Source organism: Rathayibacter sp. PhB152 (genome assembly GCF_003751395.1).
Lineage (GTDB): Bacteria > Actinomycetota > Actinomycetes > Actinomycetales > Microbacteriaceae > Rathayibacter > Rathayibacter festucae.
The window spans coordinates 127409-140857 of the sequence record NZ_RJUT01000009.1; the positions used below are offsets into that span (position 1 = coordinate 127409).

Consider the following 13449-nt stretch of genomic DNA (forward strand, 5'->3'; position numbering starts at 1 on the left):
CAGTTCGCGGCGCACAGCACGGGTCGCTCGGTCGGTAGCGGTCGACTGATAGAAACAGAGCGATCGTTCTTTCGCTCTGCTTGGAGATATCCCTGATGGCACAGAAGCTGACTCTCATCGATGACCTGGACGGCTCTGCGATCGAGGGTGACGGTGGGACCGTTGCTTTCTCGATCGATGGCGCGAACTACGAGATCGACCTGTCGGCGGAGAACGCCGCCGCGTTGCACGACGTGTTCGAGAAGTACGTCACCGCCGGGCGCCGCGTGCGACGGGACGGCAACGCCGGCTCCCCCACTCCCGCTCGCGAGAAGGGCGACCCGGAGCGGTTGAAGGCGATTCGGCAGTGGGCGGCCGAGAACGGCCACGAGGTCTCGCCGCGCGGCCGCATCTCAGCACAAGTGGTCGAGGCGTACGACGCTGCGCACTAGCGCGGCGTCGTGGCCCCACGACATTTCTGTCCGAACCTTCCGACTGTTTGACGCGGGGCCGGCTGGGTACTGCGACCGTGTCGCGGGTGATGCTGACGGAGAGCGCGATGCGCCGGTTCCCGGCGATGCGGCGGGCGCAGCGCCGCCGGCAGCCGGCCCCAGCGGGCGATGACTCGCACTCGCGCCGAGGGCGGCCGGCGGTCCCTCGACCACCCCGAAATAAATGGCGGGTTCCGCGGCAGCGGCGCGGGGGTGTTGGGCCGCGCGACGCTGCAAGGTCAGCGTAGATGGCCTCGACGATGGGGATAGTTTCAGTCGGCGGTGTCACAGTGACAGCATGACCACTCCTCGTACACCCCTGGCTCGAGCTGCGCTGATCAGCAACGGCATGGTCTGGTTCGGGCTGTCGCTGATACTCTTCGCGATCGCTGGCGAGCAGACGTACGCGGCGTTAACGGGGCAGTGGTTCAACGTCCTCGGGTGGCTGCTGATCGTTGCCGTGGCGGTCGGCCTGGCTGTGGTTGGTGTGATCGAGAACCGGAACATCCGGGCGGGGAAGAAGTACAAGCCGCGGCCTCGCCGCTGACGACCGCTCGAGTGCGCGTGGCCGTGCCATGCGCGCGATCAGGGGGTCGAGGGGGTCGAGGGGGCTCTCCCCCTCGTGCGGGCCGGCCCGTTTCGGGTCGGCCCGCGCACGCGCTCAGAGCGCGAGCGTGTGGAGGATCAGGGTCGTGGAGCCGATGGGCTTTCCGAAGTCGGTGTAGTCGAGGGTCGCGCGGCGGTTGCTGATGAGGTCGAGGGCGATCAGTTCCTCCTCGGACTCATCGGTCATGTCGCCCGGCTCTTCGTCCCATTCGCGGAGGACCTGGCGGTCGGCGTCGAGGACTTTCCACAGTCCCCAGACGTGGGCGATGGGGCCGGTCGTCTCGTACTTGAAGACGAGGGCGGTCGCGGTGGGCCAGCCGTAGGCGGCCGCGGCGACGATCAGCGCTCGCGCTGCGGCGGCGGTCGCGTCGGCGTCGCCGGACGCGGCCGCGGCGTCGACGGCGACCTCGGCCGCTCGCAGCGTCGGGTCCTCCTGGTACGGGTCGAAGCGGTGGGCGGGGCGGGGTGCGGTGGTCGTGGTGGTCATGGTCGGGCCTTCCTATGCAGCAGTGGGAGAAGAGGAGGGGCGGGGACCGGCGCGAGCCGGTCCCCGCCGGGCGGGGCTAGCTGAGCCCTGCGGCGTCGGCGGGGGTGCTGTCGCCGGTGACGACCTGCTCGACCGGGGAGAGCGCGTATCCCCAGGCCGCGAGCTGGCGGAAGTACTCGGCCGTGCGCTCGTCGCCGCGACGCCAGGACTCCTTGCTCGTGTGCGCCTCCTGGCCTCCGAGCACGACGGCGAGGGCGACCAGTCGGGCCTTCGCGGGGTTCGCCTCGACCAGCGCTGCGAGGGCGTCCGCGCGGTAGCCGGAGGGGCGCTCGATGCGCAGCAGCGCGTGCGAAAGGTCGCTGCCGCCCGTCATCCCGGAGGACACCGCGAACCGGTGAGCGGTGAGACCCAGGGCGATGACGCGATCCGCGTCCTTGGGGAGGGTCTTGCGGGCGAGGAACGTCGCGATCCACTCGCGGCGCACCTTCTCGGCCGCGTTCCACGCCTTGTTGTTGGCGATGAGCACCTTCCGCTCCGCGGACTTCTCAGCCCGCTCCTCCTCGGCCTCCTCCTCGGTCTGCGGCTGCTCGGGGGCTCCGTAGGCGTAGGTGAATCCGGCGGCGGTGGGGTCCTGGACCAGGAGCGTGACCTCGACCTCGCCGCGCCAGCTGGTGTCGATGAGCACTCCGCGGCCGGGAGCGGCGGCGACCTGCTCGGGAGTGACGCTCTTCCCGTCCTCGCCGCGCAACTGCCGCACCGGCGTCCACGTCGCCTGGTCGCCGTAGGCGTCGGAGCGGGTGAGGATCTGGAAGCCGTTGCCGGTGTACTCGGCGGCGGTCGCTGCGAGGAGCGCCTGGTGCGCGGCCTCGTCGCGGAGGGTCTGCGCGGTGTGCTCGAACTGGGCCGGGTCGTGGGTGGCGACCTCGATCAGGTTCGCGCGGGCGTCGGCGTCGTCCTCGAACTCCAACAGCACCGCCGCCTGGTCCAGGGTCAGCTCGTGCTCGTGCAGAACGGACGTGACGGTCGCGGACTCCGCGACCGCGAGCCCCTTCTTCACCGCGTCGGTCTTGGTGCCGGTGCGCTTGGCGATCGCTGCGGCGGTGACGCCCTCGAACGCGAGCTGCGCAAACGCGGCGGTGCGGTCCGCGACGCTCAGCTCGGCGCGCTGGTCGTTCTCGATGATCTGCTGAACGATCCGGTCGGCGGTCGTCTCGTCGCCCTCCACGACGTAGACCGGGATCGTGGGCACTCCGGCCTCGCGGGCGGCGAGGGTGCGGCGCTGTCCGGCGCGGACGATGACGTTCCCGTGCTCGTCGCGGCGGGCGAGGACCGGGGTGATGACCCCGTTCTCGCGGATCGACGCGATGAAGTCCTTCGTCAGCGGGGCGCTGGTGCGGACGTTCGCCTCGATCACGAGGACGGTCGGGTCGATGTGCTGAACGGTCCCGGTTCCGGTGGTGATAGTCACGATGATTTCTCCTCAATCGGTGTGCGACCATGAAGGTGACGAGTCCCGTGGTTCTAGTCCAACTACGGGGCTTTTGTCGTCTTCCTGATCGTTTTTCTTTGCCTCTCCGACGGAACGAGATAGATTGAAACCGCGGAGAGGTGAAGAAAACGGGTAATCCGGCCGCGTAGCGGCTCCCGCCGGCGGTGCTCCGTCACCGCTGCGCGAGTGCAGCTCGCGCCCCCCGGAACGGGGAAGACCGGGGAGCGTGAGGGGGTCGCCCCTCACGGGCCGGCCCGGAAGGCCGGCCCGCGCCGCGCGGCTACCGGTCGGCGGGCTCGTAGCAGTTGGCGCAGTCGCACGGCCCGCTGGGGTTCTCCGCCCTTTCGACGGCAGCGATCTGCGCGGCCTGCTCCGCCGGGGAGAGCGCCTGCCACCCCTCATCCGCGCGCCGGTTCGACTCGATGCGTGCCGCACGCTCGTCCAGCGCCTCCGGGGTCGGGGTGAGGAAAGCGGCCAGGGCCGCGCCGGTGTCCTGCTTCTCGGCGGGGGTGAGGAACGCGATCAGCGCGGCGGCGTAGGCGGTGCCGTCGTCGGTGACGGGGAATCCGCCCGGAGCTCCTTCGCCGGGAAGAGTGAGCGTGTTGCGGATGTGCGCGAGGATCTCGGCGTCCGTGGCGGTCGCGTCGTCGTCGGACTCGGCGCGGCGGGTGTCGAGGATGAGGGCGAGCTGTTCGGCCGTGGCGCGGCCGGTGTCGGTGCGGGTCATGGTGTGGTCCTCTCAGCGGTTCAGGAACGTGGCGACGCGGCGGATCGCTGCGCGGCGGGCGTGGGCGACGCAGTGACGGAACGAGCCGCTGGTGATGCCGTGCAACTGGTCGGAGTGCCACGCCTCCCAGACGCCGAACTTGCGGCGGGTGACGTGCACCGAGGGCGTCGTCTCGGGGTCGGTGCCCACGACGCGGACGTCGACCGCGCGGGTGCCTCCGAGGGTGAGGTAGGTCTTCGTGGTGGTCTGCAAGTCGTTGGCGGTCTGCATGGTGTGGGTGCTCCCTCTGGCTGATCGTTTTTCTTTGCCTCTCCGGCGGGGAAAACCGTTTGAGTGGAGTCGGCGCAGTGACGCCGATAGCGGGCGAAATAAGCCCGCAGGGCGCGTCCGCTATCGGTGGCACGGAGCCGATGGAGCGAAATAGGTTGAAACCGCGGAGAGGTGAAGAAAACGGGTGGAACGGGCCGCATCGCGGCCTCCCATTGGCGGTGCTCCGTCGCCGCTGCGCGAGTGCAGCTCGCGCCCCGGAACGGGACACCGGGGAGCGTGAGGGGGTCGCCCCTCACGGGCCGGCGCCGCCGGCCCCCACGCTCGAGCGGGTCGTGTCAGCGTCGGATGCGACGATGGAGGCGTGTGGGAGCTGGCACACCGGACGCGCGCGGAATCGGCATCAACGGTGGTGCGCAGCAGCGCGGCGACGAGCGCCGCGACGAGCGCGGAAGTGCGCGCAGCAATCCCAGAGGATCACGTCATCCTCTACGTGCTCCGCGTCGAGAACTGAGCGCGCGCTCTACTCCACGGCGCTGCGACGGGGTGCGCGCTGGGTGGTCGTGGTGATGACGGCGGTCGCGCGGGTGAGGTTGGGGCCGATGGCGTCGGCTTCAAGGACGCGGCCGGTACGGCGGTTCTCACCCTCACCCCAGGCGACGGTGCGCTCGTAGCCGACGACGATCACGCCGTCACCCTTGTGGAGGGAGGCGAGCACGTGCTCGCCCAGCTCGAACTTCGCTTCCACGAAGTGCGTCGTCGGCGCCTCGTGCGGGGTCCACTCCCCCGCGCGGTACTCGCCGGTGTTCTCGATGACGCGCAGCTTCACGATCTGCACGCGGCCCGCCTGCACGGCCTCGGGGTCGGCGGCGAGATTACCGGTGATGGTCCTGGTGCTCATCTGTCGTCTCCTGCTCGTGCGGTTGGTGGGTCCCGTCGACGTCGACGGGTGCTCGTCCGCGGCCGCGGCCGCGGGGGTGTCGGCGGGAGGTGTCTCGATGCCCCAGGACGCCAGAGCGTCGCGCCTCGTGACTTCCACGGGCGGCTCGGACAGCGCTCTGCGCTGTTCGAGCTCGGCGCGCGTGACGGTGAGGGCGGGGACGCGGCGCTCGTCGCCGTAGGCGAGGCGGTAGAGCCGGTCGGCCTCGTTCTCCAGCCAGTCGACTTCGCCCTGCCTGTCGTCCCGCCCGGCGAGATACCCGGCTCGATAGTCGTCTCCGGTGACGTCGGGGCCGCTCATCGGGCGTGCTTCTCGATCAGGTCGGGGCGGAACCCCGACCAGTGGTCCTGGTCGCTCGCCACGACCACCGGAGCCTGGCGATAGCCCAGATCATCAGTGACGTACTCGCGGGCTGCTTCGTTCGTGCTGAGGTCTACGACGGTGTACTCGATGCCCTTCGCGTCGAGCGCTCGGCAAGTCGCGGTGCACTGCACGCACGACGGCTTCGAGTAAACGGTCAGCGCCATGACTCTCACTCTCCTTTCGGGGTGTGGGCGTCGCCCTCGTCGTCGTCGCTCGCGTGATCCGCGATCCACAGGTCCGCTGCCTCGTCTCGTCCGAATGCTCGCAGGAGTCCGGCCAGCGCGTCGACCTCGGCGCAGCTGAGTCGCACGGCCAGCTCGTCGGCGGTGTCCCCGTGGGAGAACACGGACGCGAACTCGGCCACCGCGTCGAGGAGGGTCGGCTCCTTGGCCGCGGGGCTGGTGGTGATGGTGTCGGACATGGCGTTTCCTCCTCGGTGGTGGTGCGGGTCAGGATTCGGTGCGGGTGAGGGTGTCCACGAACGTGACGCCCTCGGGGCCGGGGATCGTGGCGGTGTGTGCCAGTGCCCACCCGTTGCGTGCCATGCCGGAGAGGTCGACGTCGCGCTCGGCGATCCGGCGCAACTGGCTCTGCTTCCCGTCCTCGTTCGCGGCCGGGACGAAGGTGCTGACGGTGGTGATCTGCTGCATGTTCTTCCTCTTCCTCATCGTTTTTTTGCCATGATTCTCAATCAGATTTGTCAAGCCAGTCGGGGTGGTCTGGCTCGGTCGTTCTTCCTTCTCTCCCAGCGTTTTTTGCCTGGAAGGCACGTAGTGCTGAGCAGGGTCGGAGGTGGGAGCGCAACCCGGAGGGCGGCGGAGGAGAGGTTGTCGGCGCGATGTGAGGGAGCGCAGCGACCGCGTGCCGAGAACGTCGGAGGAGCCGGCCGCGTAGCGGCTTGCGTGGACGCCGCAGGCCCGTACGCTGCCGAAGGCTTCCAGGCAAAAATGCGCGCAGCGCTCAGCACCGTCGCCGGCCGGAGGGCGGCGTCCGCTTGGGTCTGTGATCCGCGACGCTCGTCGCGGCGGCTCTCAGTGGTCTTCGGTGAGGTGGCGGTAGATGGTGCCGCGGGAGACGCCGAAGGTCTCGGCGATCTGCTGGACCGTGTAGGTCTTCTCGTCGTACATCGCGCGCGCCTGCTTCGCCTTCGTGGGCGTCATCTTGAAGCGCCCGCCGCCCTTGCGTCCGCGAGCTCGCGCGGCGGCGAGGCCGTCGTGGGTGCGCTCCACGATGAGGTCGTGCTCGAACTCGGCGATCGCGGCGAGCATGTGGAAGAACAGCCGGCCGCCCGGGGTGGTGGTGTCGATGCCCTGGGAGAGAGCCTTCAGGCCGACGCCGCGCTGCTGGAGGCCGTCGGCCACCTCTTTCAGATTCCGCACGGACCGGCCGAGGCGGTCGAGCTTCGTTACGACGAGGGAGTCGCCCTCGCGGAGGTAGTCGAGAGCGTCCTCGAGCGCGGGACGCTTCGCAAGCACTCCGGAGGCGTGCTCCACGAATACCTTCTCGCAGCCGGCGGCCGTGAGCGCGTCGGTCTGCGCGTCAGGATTCTGGTCTCTGGTCGAGACGCGCGCGTATCCGATCGAAGCCATAGGCCTGACTGTACTGCGAACGTAAGTCACGGGTCATAGCTCTCGGACACGGGCGGTGGAACACGGCGCGCCGATCGAGGCGCTGTACTGGTCGACCGTCTCGTGAACGATCGTTCGCGAACACCTCGGCAGTGGTCGCTCAAATCGATTTCTGTCGATAACATCGGTGCATGCCGATTGATCACGTGCGGGGCACCTCTGCCGCCGTCTCCCTCTTTCACTCTTTGGCCGACCCGAAGCGTCTCCAGATCGTGCGGCGACTTCAGCACGGTGAGGCTCGGGTCAGTGATCTAGTGGCGGAGCTGGGCGTGGCGCAGTCGACGGCTTCTGAGCACATGAGCTGCCTGCGCGAGTGCGGCCTGGTCGTGGGGCGTGCAGAGGGACGGCAGGTGTTCTACTCGTTGGCCCGTCCGGAGCTGATCGATCTTCTCGAGTCCGCTGAGGCACTTTTGGAGGCGACGGGGTTCCAAGCGGATCTGTGCGGCACGTTCGGGGCGGAAGCACGGAGCGCACGTGACGTGGACGCTGCCGCATCGGAGGTCCGTCGGGGCGTGGAAGTGGCGCCGTGATCGGCACTATCGCGGCGGCAATCGGACTGTTCGCTGCGACGAACATCGATGACATCGTGGTTCTGACGGTGCTGTTCCTCGCGTCCGCCCGTGGCTCGCTGCCGGGCTGGAAGGTTGTGGCGGGGCAGTACCTCGGCTTCGCGACTCTCGTCGCGATCAGCGTCGTTGCCGCCGCCGGGTTGACGATCATCCCGGATGAGTGGGTGGGGCTTTTGGGCCTGATCCCGCTGGCGATCGGTCTGTACGGGCTCATCCGCACCCTGCGCAGCAGGGGCGATGATGACGACGACGATGACGAGAGTTCGATCAGTGCGGTCGGGCTGCTGGGCGTTGCGGGGATCACGATCGCGAACGGCGCGGACAACATCTCCCTCTACACGCCCGTATTCCGCACGAGCCCGATCGCGGACACGGTGGTCACGATCGTCGTGTTCTTCCTCCTCGTCGCGGTGTGGTGCCTGATCGCTCGCGTCGTCGGCACGAACAAGACGGTGACCGAGCTGTTGGAGAGGGTCGAGCACTGGCTCGTGCCTGCCGTATTCATCGGCCTGGGTCTGTTCATCCTGATCGAGTCGGGTGTTCTGCCTCGACTCCTCGAGCTGTTCTGATGCCCGCCACGCGCAGGCTCGTCCTCCGAGTGGCTTTCATCGCTGCGCTGATCGCGGCCGCGTTCGGTCTTGATCAGCTCACGAAGAGCTGGGCCCTGACAGCGCTGGAAGACGGACGCACGATCGAGCTCGCTCTCGGAGCGCGGTTCGAGTTGATCTTCAACCCCGGCGTCGCCTTCGGGATGGGCTCCGAGCTGGGACCTGCACTGGCGGTCGGACTGATCGTCATTCTTGTGACCCTCACGGTGTGGGTGTTCGTGCGGACCATCCGCGGGGCTCCGCTGGGTGGACCGGCACTTCTCGCTCTCGCCGCCGGCGGTGGCGCAGGGAACATCTGGGACCGCATCAGCCGAGCCGCGGACACGCCGCTGGGCGGAGAGGTCGTCGACTTCATCGCGGTCGACTGGTTCGCGATCTTCAACGTCGCCGACATCTTCACCACCTGCGGCATCGCCGGCTGGGCCCTCCTGCAGGTCTTCGGCAGAGCGGACGCGCCCCAACCACAGACGAGCGAAACCTGATCGAGGCGCAGCCCTGAGCCTCACCGTTCGCCGGATCACGGCGCCGTCCCCTTGTTTCTGCCGACCACCGGCCTGACAGAAAGCACCACCCGTGAAAACCAGCACCAAGGTCAACCTGATCGCCATCGCCGCGGCTGTCTTCGTCGTCGCGGTCATCGCCGCGATCGCGATCTTCCGGCCCTTCTCCGCCTCCCGCGAAGAGGTCGCCGCCGCGACGCCCGTCCTCGAGCAGAACACCCACATGCTCGATCAGGCGGAGGACGGGAAGGTGACGCTGGTCGAGTTCCTCGACTTCGAGTGCGAGGTCTGCGCGGCCGTCTACCCGACCATCGAGCAGCTGCGTGAGGAGTACGCAGGCCGGGTCACCTTCGCGACCCGCTACTTCCCGATTCCCTCGCATCGCAACTCCGAGAATGCCGCTCTCGCCGTCGAGGCAGCAGCGCGGCAGGACCGGTTCGAGGAGATGTACGACCGGATGTTCCAGACGCAGGCGAGCTGGGGCGAGAGCCAAGACTCCAAGGCCGACGTGTTCCGCGGCTTCGCGGAGGAGATCGGCCTCGACCTGGAGCAGTACGACGCGGATGTGGCCGACCCGTCGACGCTCGAGCGGGTGCGCTTTGATTTCGAGGCGGGCAAGGACCTGGGGGTGCAGGGCACGCCGACGATCTTCGTCAACGACGAGGCGATCCAGCTCGAACGCCTCGAAGACATCCAGGCCGCTCTCGACGCCGCTCTCGCCTCGTGAGCGCCCTCAGCCGCCGCGCCCTGCTGGCCCTTCCCCCGCTCGCGATGATCGGCATCGGGACCAGCGGATGCGCGCGGGACGACCTCGCGGAGCAGTACCGCGGCGGGTCGAACAAGAACTACGTCGCCGGTGACGGCACCGTCATCGAATGGCCTGTCGGCAGCCGCGGCGAGCCGGTCGACTTCGCCGGAACGAGCGAAACGGGCGACGCGATCAGCTCCGAGGATTACCGCGGGCAGGTGCTCGTCGTGAACTTCTGGTACGCCGCCTGCGCCCCCTGCCGCGCCGAAGCACCCGACCTGCAAGCGCTGCACGAGCAGTACGACGGGAACGGAGCGGCGTTTCTCGGTGTCAACGTTCGCGACCAAGCCGACACCGCCACCTCGTTCGCGAACACCTACGGCATCACCTACCCCTCGATCATCGATACCGACGCCGCCGTGGCCCTCGCGTTCTCTGGGAAGTTCGCCGCGAACGCCGTCCCTACCACCCTCGTGCTCGACGTCGACGGCCGACCCGCCGCGCGGATCCTCGGCCGGGTCACCGCCCGCTCCATCCTCGACACCCTCATCGCGGACACCATCGCGGAGGCGGCATCGTGAACTGGGGAGAGGCTGTGTTCAGCGGCCAACTCCTGCTCGCCGCGCCCATCGCGGTCCTCGCCGGCCTCGTCTCGTTCGCGTCCCCGTGCGTGCTCCCCCTCGTCCCCGGCTACCTCGCCTACATCGGCGGAAACCCCGACCTCGCCACAGGCAGCCGGCGCCGCCTCGTCGCCGGAGTGGGCCTGTTCATCGCCGGTTTCGCCGTCGTCTTCATCGCCTACGGCGCCGCGTTCGGCGCCCTCGGGACATGGCTGCTCGAATGGCAGGACACCGTCACCCGCATCCTCGGAGTGCTCGTGATCCTCATGGGCGTCGTGTTCATCGGGCAGGTCCGGTTCCTGCAACGCACCATCCGCCCCCGCTGGAAACCCGCGACCGGACTCGCCGGAGCACCCCTGCTCGGTGTCGTGTTCGGGCTCGGCTGGACACCCTGCTTCGGGCCCACCCTCGCCGCGATCTCCGCGCTGAGCCTGGACGGCGCCTCCGCCGGCCGCGGCGCGTTCCTCGGCCTGCTGTACTGCCTGGGCCTGGGACTGCCGTTCCTGCTGATCGCCCTCGGATTCTCCTGGGCCGCCACCGCGACCAGCTTCCTCAAACGCCACATCCGCACCATCAACCTCCTCGGCGGAGGGCTACTCATCCTCATCGGCACCGCCATGGTCAGCGGCCTGTGGACCCAGTTGATCTACCGCCTCCAGAACCTGATCAACGGATTCGTCCTCCCCATCTGACCCGTCACCCCCGCCCCGAGAGGACCACCGAATGAGCGCACTCACCCCCGCCGAGACCGAACAGCTGACCCGACGCGGGCTGCGCCTGGCGCAGTTCACCGTCGCCTACAACGTCATCGAGGGCATCGTCGCGATCGCGGCCGGTATCGCCGCGGGACTCGTGTCCGTGATCGGGTTCGGCATCGACTCCGGCATCGAGTCGATCGCCGCCGTGCTGGTAGGGCTGCGCCTGGCGGCGCGGCTGCGGCATGGTGAGGCGGACGAAGCGAAGGAGCGGCGCACGTTGAAGTTCGTTGCCGTGACGTTCTTCCTCCTCGCCGCCTACGTGAGCATCGAGGGCATCCGCAGCCTGATCGCGGGTGACGCTCCCGAGTCCTCCCCGGTCAGCATCGTGCTCCTGATCCTCTCGATCATCGTCATGCCGGTCCTTGCGGCGGTGAAAACGCGTGTCGGGAAGAGGCTCGGAGACCCCCTGATCCTCGCGGACGCAGCGGAGACTCGGATCTGCGTGCTGTTGAGCGTCTCCACCCTCGTCGGGCTCGTCCTCTACGCCCTCACTGGAGCCGCGTGGCTTGACCCGGTTGCAGGGTTCGTCATCGCTCTCTTCGCCATTCACGAGGGACGCGAGGCCTGGGAAGGCGAGCTCGTAGAAGACGACGATGACGATGACTAGAGCGGGCGCCGACAGGCGAGCCACGAGCGGGCTGACGATCGATGTTCCGGGGCAGACACCCTCAACCTCAGAAGTGCTCTCCTCGGGTGCGACGCGCACGGCGGGAGGATGATCGGAGAATGATGATCGAGGTTCTTCACATCGACGACTGCCCGAACTGGAAGGACGTCGGCCCTCGCCTGGACCAGGCGCTGAAGTCCACCGGCCACTCCGACATCCCCGTCACCTACCGGCTTCTGGCGACACCGGAGGACGCCGCCGGCGTCGCTTTCGCGGGTTCCCCGACGATCACCCTCGACGGGGAAGACCTGTTCCCGTCGGGCGGGCGGACCACGGATCTTGCCTGTCGGATCTACTTCACGCCGAGCGGGCTGGCGGGTCTTCCGACGACGGAGCAGCTCGTGGAAGCGATCGCTGCCCGTGAACCCTGATTCCTCCGTCACCTGTTCCTGCTGCGGACGGGCCCGCCGTCGACGTCAGGTTCACGCACTCAACGATGGCGCCGCGTACGTGTGCCGGCGGTGCGGGCTCTGGATAGCGCTGCGCCCGGGCAGCGATCACCCCCGCGCCTCCTCATTGTCTCGGCGCTGACACGCCGGAACTCAACGCCGGTCAGGTCGTTCGGGTTGCTCTCAGCCCGATCCGGGTGCGGCCGCGAGGCTTGAGGACGGACAGGGCGGTGATAACCACGAGAACGACGGCGCCGCCGGCGGTCGCGACGACCAGTTGCGTGCGGGTTCCCTCGAGCGTGGAGGGGATGAGCCCGTGGCGGGCGGCGAGGGACATCGTCTCGATGAGGCGCGTGTGCAGCAGGAGGACTGCGGTTGCGAAGACACTCAGCCACAGCTTGATCGCCACCCAGTAGTGGCGCACCAGTCCCCAGTGCGTTCCGAGGCCTTGCAGGATTCCGGTGGCGAGGGAGGCGAGGGCGAACGGGATGATGACGAACGTCCCCAGCGGGTCCAACGCCAAGTAGGCGCTTCGGACCGTGAAGGGGTCGCTGCTGGTCGCTCCGACGAGCGCGATCGCGAGGAACGCGCCCACCGCGCCGAACCAGCCCACGGACACCAGGACGTGGACGGTGAGGGCGACTCGGCGAGCTCGCGGGCCGAGCATCATCAGTGATTCATCATCTGCGCCCCGCCGCCGGTGAGCAGGTGCACGACGATGAAGCCGATCGCGAGGACGACGACGACGACCATGAACACCTTCACCCAGCGGGGGCGCTCCGGGACGGGCGACGGCGTGCCAGACGGGTTGGAGTCACTCATGCGCTCAGCCTAGGCACCCGCCCAACCCATCCCGTATCGATGTGGTGCGTTGCCCCTGCCCCGACATCTTCGGTCAAGTCGGGAATCTTCCGCCCGATCACCCCGTTGTCTGATACCCCCGGGGGGTATACCGTCGGATCAGGCCGGAAGCGGCCGGAAGGAGTCATGATGGCGCAGCACCACCTGCACGATGACGAGCACGAGAGTGCTCACCGCACCGTCGAAGCACGCGACGTCGACGCGGGAAGGACAGGTCATCACGTGAGTACGGCCCCTGACGGGCACGCCGGGCACCAGATGCGCGGAGCGCCTGATCCTCACGCAGGCCACAACATGACGGCGGGCGCTGCCGGCCACGGCGGCCACGGCGGCCACGGCGGCCACGGCGATCATGTCGGCCAGTTCCGGCGGTTGTTCTGGATCATGCTGGTGTTCGCGGTGCCGGTGGTCGTGTTCAGCGGCATGTTCTCGATGATCCTGGGCTACTCCCTCCCCGACGTTGCGGGGGTCGGCTGGATCTCGCCGGTGCTCGGGACGGTGATGTACGTCTGGGGCGGCCGGCCCTTCCTGCAGGGGGCGGTGTCGGAGCTGCGCTCGAGGACGCCGGGGATGATGCTGCTGATCGCTCTGGCGATCACGGTCGCGTTCCTCGCGTCGTGGGGTGCGAGCGCGGGGCTGCTGGATCACGAGCTGGACTTCTGGTGGGAGCTGGCGCTGCTGATCGTGATCATGCTGCTCGGGCACTGGATCGAGATGCGCTCTCTCGCGCAGACGTCCTCGGCGCTGGACTC

At 68.5% G+C, this 13449-nt stretch carries 21 protein-coding genes and 1 pseudogene; 11 read left to right on the top strand and 11 right to left on the bottom strand.

Annotated features, from left to right (window positions below):
- The first annotated feature begins 95 nt into the window (after positions 1 to 95).
- Positions 96 to 431, top strand: coding sequence for an Lsr2 family protein (locus EDF36_RS19005; protein ID WP_123734219.1), 336 nt, complete (start codon positions 96 to 98; stop codon positions 429 to 431).
- Between the two features lie 337 nt (positions 432 to 768).
- Complete coding sequence (locus tag EDF36_RS19010; RefSeq protein WP_148060103.1) at positions 769 to 1017, top strand: hypothetical protein; 249 nt, start codon at positions 769 to 771, stop codon at positions 1015 to 1017.
- A gap of 114 nt (positions 1018 to 1131) precedes the next feature.
- Here EDF36_RS19010 and EDF36_RS19015 read toward each other — a convergent pair whose 3' ends face one another.
- The 9 genes from EDF36_RS19015 to EDF36_RS19055 all read right to left on the bottom strand — a co-directional run bounded on the left by EDF36_RS19015 (position 1132) and on the right by EDF36_RS19055 (position 6938).
- The gene (locus EDF36_RS19015) at positions 1132 to 1563 is read right to left on the bottom strand and encodes a hypothetical protein (protein WP_104350376.1); all 432 of its coding nucleotides are present in this window, start codon (positions 1561 to 1563) and stop codon (positions 1132 to 1134) included.
- Between the two features lie 76 nt (positions 1564 to 1639).
- Positions 1640 to 3031, bottom strand: a complete 1392-nt coding sequence (locus tag EDF36_RS19020) for a ParB/RepB/Spo0J family partition protein (RefSeq protein ID WP_185020565.1) — start codon at positions 3029 to 3031, stop codon at positions 1640 to 1642.
- Positions 3032 to 3332: 301 nt separating this feature from the next.
- Positions 3333 to 3779 carry a hypothetical protein gene (locus EDF36_RS19025; protein WP_123734222.1) on the bottom strand — a complete coding sequence of 149 codons (447 nt, stop codon included), beginning with the start codon at positions 3777 to 3779 and terminating at the stop codon, positions 3333 to 3335.
- A gap of 12 nt (positions 3780 to 3791) precedes the next feature.
- Positions 3792 to 4049: a hypothetical protein gene (locus EDF36_RS19030; protein WP_123734223.1), complete on the bottom strand. Its 258-nt coding sequence runs from the start codon at positions 4047 to 4049 to the stop codon at positions 3792 to 3794.
- Between the two features lie 520 nt (positions 4050 to 4569).
- On the bottom strand, positions 4570 to 5286 hold the full coding sequence (locus tag EDF36_RS19035) for a single-stranded DNA-binding protein (protein WP_123734224.1): 717 nt from the start codon (positions 5284 to 5286) through the stop codon (positions 4570 to 4572).
- Positions 5283 to 5513, bottom strand: a complete 231-nt coding sequence (gene nrdH / locus EDF36_RS19040; RefSeq protein WP_123734225.1) for a glutaredoxin-like protein NrdH — start codon at positions 5511 to 5513, stop codon at positions 5283 to 5285. The genes EDF36_RS19035 and nrdH overlap by 4 nt, the downstream gene beginning before the upstream one ends.
- 5 nt (positions 5514 to 5518) lie before the next feature.
- On the bottom strand, positions 5519 to 5770 hold the full coding sequence (locus EDF36_RS19045) for a hypothetical protein (protein ID WP_221181697.1): 252 nt from the start codon (positions 5768 to 5770) through the stop codon (positions 5519 to 5521).
- 28 nt (positions 5771 to 5798) lie between these two features.
- Positions 5799 to 5999, bottom strand: a complete 201-nt coding sequence (locus EDF36_RS19050; RefSeq protein WP_123734226.1) for a hypothetical protein — start codon at positions 5997 to 5999, stop codon at positions 5799 to 5801.
- A 381-nt stretch (positions 6000 to 6380) separates the two neighbouring features.
- Positions 6381 to 6938, bottom strand: coding sequence for a recombinase family protein (locus tag EDF36_RS19055; protein WP_123734227.1), 558 nt, complete (start codon positions 6936 to 6938; stop codon positions 6381 to 6383).
- A 170-nt stretch (positions 6939 to 7108) separates the two neighbouring features.
- Between EDF36_RS19055 and EDF36_RS19060 the strand changes: the two genes are divergently transcribed.
- From EDF36_RS19060 to EDF36_RS19095, 8 genes are all read left to right on the top strand, one after another.
- Entirely contained in the window at positions 7109 to 7507 is a 399-nt protein-coding gene (locus EDF36_RS19060; protein WP_055794452.1) for a helix-turn-helix transcriptional regulator, read from the top strand.
- Positions 7504 to 8115, top strand: a complete 612-nt coding sequence (locus EDF36_RS19065; protein ID WP_104233614.1) for a cadmium resistance transporter — start codon at positions 7504 to 7506, stop codon at positions 8113 to 8115. Before EDF36_RS19060 ends, EDF36_RS19065 begins: the two co-directional genes overlap by 4 nt.
- The gene (locus EDF36_RS19070) at positions 8115 to 8636 is read left to right on the top strand and encodes a signal peptidase II (protein ID WP_055794457.1); all 522 of its coding nucleotides are present in this window, start codon (positions 8115 to 8117) and stop codon (positions 8634 to 8636) included. Before EDF36_RS19065 ends, EDF36_RS19070 begins: the two co-directional genes overlap by 1 nt.
- A gap of 91 nt (positions 8637 to 8727) precedes the next feature.
- On the top strand, positions 8728 to 9381 hold the full coding sequence (locus tag EDF36_RS19075) for a thioredoxin domain-containing protein (RefSeq protein WP_082481720.1): 654 nt from the start codon (positions 8728 to 8730) through the stop codon (positions 9379 to 9381).
- Positions 9378 to 9983 (top strand): TlpA disulfide reductase family protein, encoded by a 606-nt coding sequence (locus EDF36_RS19080; RefSeq protein ID WP_104233615.1) that lies wholly within the window; start codon positions 9378 to 9380, stop codon positions 9981 to 9983. Before EDF36_RS19075 ends, EDF36_RS19080 begins: the two co-directional genes overlap by 4 nt.
- Entirely contained in the window at positions 9980 to 10714 is a 735-nt protein-coding gene (locus tag EDF36_RS19085; RefSeq protein ID WP_055794458.1) for a cytochrome c biogenesis CcdA family protein, read from the top strand. The genes EDF36_RS19080 and EDF36_RS19085 overlap by 4 nt, the downstream gene beginning before the upstream one ends.
- 31 nt (positions 10715 to 10745) lie before the next feature.
- Entirely contained in the window at positions 10746 to 11387 is a 642-nt protein-coding gene (locus tag EDF36_RS19090) for a cation diffusion facilitator family transporter (RefSeq protein ID WP_055794460.1), read from the top strand.
- Positions 11388 to 11506: 119 nt separating this feature from the next.
- Positions 11507 to 11818, top strand: a complete 312-nt coding sequence (locus EDF36_RS19095) for a hypothetical protein (RefSeq protein ID WP_055794463.1) — start codon at positions 11507 to 11509, stop codon at positions 11816 to 11818.
- A gap of 181 nt (positions 11819 to 11999) precedes the next feature.
- On the opposite strand, the gene EDF36_RS19100 is transcribed toward EDF36_RS19095, so the two are convergent.
- Both EDF36_RS19100 and EDF36_RS21455 read right to left on the bottom strand, forming a co-directional pair.
- Positions 12000 to 12506 (bottom strand): DUF2269 domain-containing protein, encoded by a 507-nt coding sequence (locus EDF36_RS19100; RefSeq protein ID WP_219812995.1) that lies wholly within the window; start codon positions 12504 to 12506, stop codon positions 12000 to 12002.
- Positions 12506 to 12658 carry a hypothetical protein gene (locus EDF36_RS21455; RefSeq protein ID WP_157603228.1) on the bottom strand — a complete coding sequence of 51 codons (153 nt, stop codon included), beginning with the start codon at positions 12656 to 12658 and terminating at the stop codon, positions 12506 to 12508. The genes EDF36_RS19100 and EDF36_RS21455 overlap by 1 nt, the downstream gene beginning before the upstream one ends.
- A 333-nt stretch (positions 12659 to 12991) precedes the next feature.
- Between EDF36_RS21455 and EDF36_RS19105 the strand changes: the two are divergent.
- A pseudogene (locus tag EDF36_RS19105) lies at positions 12992 to 13449 on the top strand (heavy metal translocating P-type ATPase); the annotation flags it as partial.

Coding starts and splice junctions, on each gene's coding strand:
- EDF36_RS19005 (WP_123734219.1), top strand. CDS start 96: ATGGCACAGAAGCTGACTCTCATCGATGACCTGGACGGCTCTGCGATC.
- EDF36_RS19010 (WP_148060103.1), top strand. CDS start 769: ATGACCACTCCTCGTACACCCCTGGCTCGAGCTGCGCTGATCAGCAAC.
- EDF36_RS19015 (WP_104350376.1), bottom strand. CDS start 1,563: ATGACCACCACGACCACCGCACCCCGCCCCGCCCACCGCTTCGACCCG.
- EDF36_RS19025 (WP_123734222.1), bottom strand. CDS start 3,779: ATGACCCGCACCGACACCGGCCGCGCCACGGCCGAACAGCTCGCCCTC.
- EDF36_RS19030 (WP_123734223.1), bottom strand. CDS start 4,049: ATGCAGACCGCCAACGACTTGCAGACCACCACGAAGACCTACCTCACC.
- EDF36_RS19035 (WP_123734224.1), bottom strand. CDS start 5,286: ATGAGCGGCCCCGACGTCACCGGAGACGACTATCGAGCCGGGTATCTC.
- nrdH (WP_123734225.1), bottom strand. CDS start 5,513: ATGGCGCTGACCGTTTACTCGAAGCCGTCGTGCGTGCAGTGCACCGCG.
- EDF36_RS19045 (WP_221181697.1), bottom strand. CDS start 5,770: ATGTCCGACACCATCACCACCAGCCCCGCGGCCAAGGAGCCGACCCTC.
- EDF36_RS19050 (WP_123734226.1), bottom strand. CDS start 5,999: ATGCAGCAGATCACCACCGTCAGCACCTTCGTCCCGGCCGCGAACGAG.
- EDF36_RS19055 (WP_123734227.1), bottom strand. CDS start 6,938: ATGGCTTCGATCGGATACGCGCGCGTCTCGACCAGAGACCAGAATCCT.
- EDF36_RS19060 (WP_055794452.1), top strand. CDS start 7,109: ATGCCGATTGATCACGTGCGGGGCACCTCTGCCGCCGTCTCCCTCTTT.
- EDF36_RS19070 (WP_055794457.1), top strand. CDS start 8,115: ATGCCCGCCACGCGCAGGCTCGTCCTCCGAGTGGCTTTCATCGCTGCG.
- EDF36_RS19090 (WP_055794460.1), top strand. CDS start 10,746: ATGAGCGCACTCACCCCCGCCGAGACCGAACAGCTGACCCGACGCGGG.
- EDF36_RS19095 (WP_055794463.1), top strand. CDS start 11,507: ATGATGATCGAGGTTCTTCACATCGACGACTGCCCGAACTGGAAGGAC.
- EDF36_RS19100 (WP_219812995.1), bottom strand. CDS start 12,506: ATGATGCTCGGCCCGCGAGCTCGCCGAGTCGCCCTCACCGTCCACGTC.
- EDF36_RS21455 (WP_157603228.1), bottom strand. CDS start 12,658: ATGAGTGACTCCAACCCGTCTGGCACGCCGTCGCCCGTCCCGGAGCGC.